Here is a 3,861-nt window from a genome sequence, read left to right as displayed (position 1 = left end):
GACCGGTCGCAGCGCCAACCAGAGCAAGGCTCTTGATCGCCTTCATCACTTAACTCCCTCATATGCGTGTAGTGCGGTCCCCACCTGTACCAAGCGGGCAGCATGCACAACGCGACATAAACAACAGAGTCACCAGCCGTCACCCGAATGGACGGACATTACTGATTCCATGCTTATCGGAAAGGATAAGTTCCGGATGAGTCGTCCATTCGTTCCAGGTGAGACGGTAAATTGAGAAAGGAAAGCCCGTGACTATTCATTGCCCGCTTCGTTAAGATCTATGCAGGCTAGTCAGTGGGACTCTTCCCCCACGTTGGCAACTGAGGCCCCGGGATTCATTCCGGGGCCTCAGGCCGTTTTTGCGGGTTGTCCAATCTCCATATTTCGCTATGGAGTACGGAATGCCTGGTGCCGCCGGGGAGCCCGGCTCGGCCGCCGCGCTCGTTCCGGACCGGATCAGGAAGTCGTCAAGACCGACGCCGGTCGATGGCCCTACCGAGCAGAATGGGGCCATGGCACGCGGAAAGCTGAGGATCTACCTCGGCGCGGCACCCGGTGTGGGAAAGACCTATGCCATGCTCGCCGAGGCCCACCGCAGGGTGGAGCGGGGCACGGACTGCGTCGTGGCGTTCGTCGAACACCACGGGCGGGCCCGCACCCAGACCATGATGAGCGGCCTGGAAGTGGTGCGGCGGCAGGAGCTGGAGCACCGTGGTTCCGTCTTCACGGAGATGGACCTGCGGGCGGTGCTGGCGCGGGCCCCGGCCGTCGCGGTCGTCGACGAGCTCGCCCACACCAACGTCCCCGGCTCGCCCCACACCAAGCGCTGGCAGGACGTCGAGGAACTGCTCCGGGCAGGCATCGACGTCGTCACCACAGTGAACATCCAGCACCTGGAGTCGCTGGGCGACGTGGTGGAGTCCATCACCGGTGTGCGGCAGCGCGAGACCGTACCGGACGAAGTCGTGCGCCGGGCCGACCAGATCGAGCTCGTCGACATGTCCCCGCAGACGCTGCGCAGGCGTATGGCGCACGGCAACATCTACGCGCCCGACAAGGTCGACGCCGCCCTGTCGAACTACTTCCGGCCGGGCAACCTCACCGCGCTGCGGGAGCTGGCGCTGCTCTGGACGGCCGACCGGGTCGACGAGTACCTCCAGGAGTACCGCAGCGAGCACCGCGTCTCGACCATCTGGCAGGCCCGCGAGCGCATCGTGGTCGGCCTCACCGGCGGGCCCGAGGGCCGTACGCTCATCCGCCGCGCCGCCCGGATGGCCACGAAGGGCGCGGGCGGCGAGATCCTCGCCGTCTACATCGCCCGCAGCGACGGCCTGACCTCCGGCTCGACCGAGGAACTCGGCGTCCAGCGCAGCCTCGTCGAGGACCTCGGCGGCACCTTCCACCACGTCGTCGGCGACGACGTGCCCGACGCGCTGCTCGAGTTCGCCCGGGGCGTGAACGCCACCCAGGTCGTCCTCGGCTCCAGCCGCCGAAAGGCGTGGCAGTACGTCTTCGGCCCCGGCGTCGGCGCCACCGTGGCCCGTGACTCCGGCCCGGATCTGGACGTACACATCGTCACCCATGGGGAGGTGGCCAAGGGGCGCGGTCTGCCCGTCGCCCGCGGTGCCAGGCTGGGCCGCTCCCGTACTGTCGGCGGCTGGACACTGGGCGTGGGCGGGCCCGCGCTGCTCACCCTCCTGCTGACGCGGCTCGATCCGGGGCCCGGGTTCGCCAACGACGTGCTGTTCTTCCTGTGCCTGACCGTCGGTGCGGCCCTGGTCGGCGGCCTGCTCCCCGCGCTGGCCTCCGCCACCGTCGGCTCGCTCCTGCTCAACTTCTACTTCACGCCGCCCACCTACACCTGGACGATCGCCGATCCCGAGAACATCGTCGCCATCGCGGTCTTCTTCGCGGTCGCGGTAGCCGTCGCCTCGGTCGTCGACCTCGCCGCCCGGCGTACGCACCAGGCGGCCCGGCTGCGCGCCGAGTCCGAAGTCCTCTCCTTCCTCGCCGGCAGCGTGCTGCGCACCGGGGCATCCCCGGCCGAGGGGGGTGAGGCCACGCTGGAGGCTCTGCTGGAGCGGGTACGGGAGACCTTCGCCATGGAGTCCGTGGCGCTGCTGGAGCGCAGCAGCGACGTCGACCCCTGGGCATGCGTCGCCGGCGTCGGCCCCGCCACACTCAGGCGGCCCGAGGAGGCCGACGTCGACGTGCCCGTCGGCGGTCACCTCGCTCTCGCCCTCAGCGGCCGGGTGCTGCCGGCCGAGGACCGCCGTGTCCTCGCCGCGTTCGCCGCCCAGGCGGCGGGCGTCCTGGACCGCGAGCGGCTGGTCGGCGAGGCCGCGCAGGCCCGTGAACTGGCCGAGGGCAACCGCATCCGCACCGCCCTGCTCGCGGCCGTCTCCCACGACCTGCGCACCCCGCTCGCGGGCATCAAGGCGGCGGTCACCTCGCTGCGTTCGCAGGACGTCGCCTGGTCCGCGGAGGACGAGGCGGAACTGCTCGCCGGGATCGAGGACGGCGCCGACCGGCTGGACCACCTGGTGGAGAACCTCCTGGACATGTCCCGCCTGCACACCGGCACCGTCACCCCGCTGATCCGCGAGGCGGACCTCGACGAGGTGGTGCCGATGGCGCTCAGCGGCCTGCCCGAGGGCAGCGTCGTCCTCGATGTGCCCGAGCAGCTGCCCATGGTCGAGGTCGACCCGGGTCTGCTGGAGCGCAGCGTCGCCAACATCGCGGAGAACGCGGTCAAGTACAGTCCGGACGGCGAGCCGGTCCTGATCTCGGCCAGCACACTCGGCGAACGCGTCGAACTCCGTATCGTCGACCGCGGTATCGGCGTCCCCGACGACGCCAAGATCCGGATCTTCGAACCCTTCCAGCGCTACGGCGACGCGCCGCGCGGCTCCGGCGTGGGACTGGGACTCGCGGTGGCCCGCGGCTTCGCCGAAGCGATGGGCGGCACCCTGTCCGCCGAGGACACCCCGGGTGGCGGCACCACGATGGTGCTCAGCCTGCGGAGGGCCGCGGGCCAGGCATCCGCTCGGCCCGGCCTGCCCGCCACCACGACGTCATGACGCTGTATACGAGAAGTACGGGATGTGCGAGCAGTACGAGACCGACGAAAGGCAGGCCCCAGTGCCCCGGGTGCTGATCGTGGAGGACGAGCCGCAGCTCGTCCGCGCCCTCGTCATCAATCTCAAGGCGCGCAAGTACGAGGTGGAGGCGGCCCCCGACGGCGCCGCCGCCCTCCGGCTCGCCGCGTCCCGGCACCCCGACGCGGTGCTGCTGGATCTCGGACTGCCGGACATGGACGGCCTCGACGTCATCAGGGGGCTGCGGGGCTGGACACGGGTGCCGATCGTCGTCCTCTCCGCCCGGCAGACCTCCGACGAAAAGGTCGAGGCCCTGGACGCCGGCGCCGACGACTACGTCACCAAGCCCTTCGGCATGGACGAACTGCTCGCCCGCCTGCGGGCGGCCGTACGCCGCGCCGAGCCGGTGGGAATGCCCGGTGACACGGCAACCGTGGAGACCGACGACTTCTCCATCGACCTGGCAGCCAAGACGGTCACCCGCCGCGGACGGGACGTGCACCTGACCCCGACCGAGTGGCACCTGCTGGAGGTACTGCTGCGCAACAGCGGCCGGCTCGTCGGCCAGAAGCAGCTGCTCCAGGAGGTCTGGGGCCCCTCGTACGGCAGGGAGACCAACTACTTGCGGGTCTACATGGCCCAGCTGCGCCGCAAGCTCGAAGCGGACCCCTCGCACCCGCGCCACTTCCTCACCGTCCCCGGCATGGGATACCGCTTCCACCAGGGCTGAGCGGGCCGGTCGACACGGCGGCCCGGCGGGGAG

Annotated in this window: 2 protein-coding genes; both read left to right on the top strand. The window is 70.2% G+C overall.

Going from position 1 to position 3,861, the window contains the following annotated elements:
* Window positions 1-512: 512 nt before the first annotated feature.
* The gene (locus ACRDP3_RS08325; RefSeq protein ID WP_431516204.1) at window positions 513-3,080 is read left to right on the top strand and encodes a DUF4118 domain-containing protein; all 2,568 of its coding nucleotides are present in this window, start codon (window positions 513-515) and stop codon (window positions 3,078-3,080) included.
* Window positions 3,081-3,141: 61 nt separating this feature from the next.
* Window positions 3,142-3,828 carry a response regulator gene (locus tag ACRDP3_RS08320; protein ID WP_431516205.1) on the top strand — a complete coding sequence of 229 codons (687 nt, stop codon included), beginning with the start codon at window positions 3,142-3,144 and terminating at the stop codon, window positions 3,826-3,828.
* Window positions 3,829-3,861: the final 33 nt, after the last annotated feature.

The organism is Streptomyces sp., assembly GCF_050698815.1.
Classification (GTDB): domain Bacteria; phylum Actinomycetota; class Actinomycetes; order Streptomycetales; family Streptomycetaceae; genus Streptomyces.
Note: the sequence above shows the minus strand (reverse complement) of the source record. Positions and strands in the feature narration are given on the sequence as shown.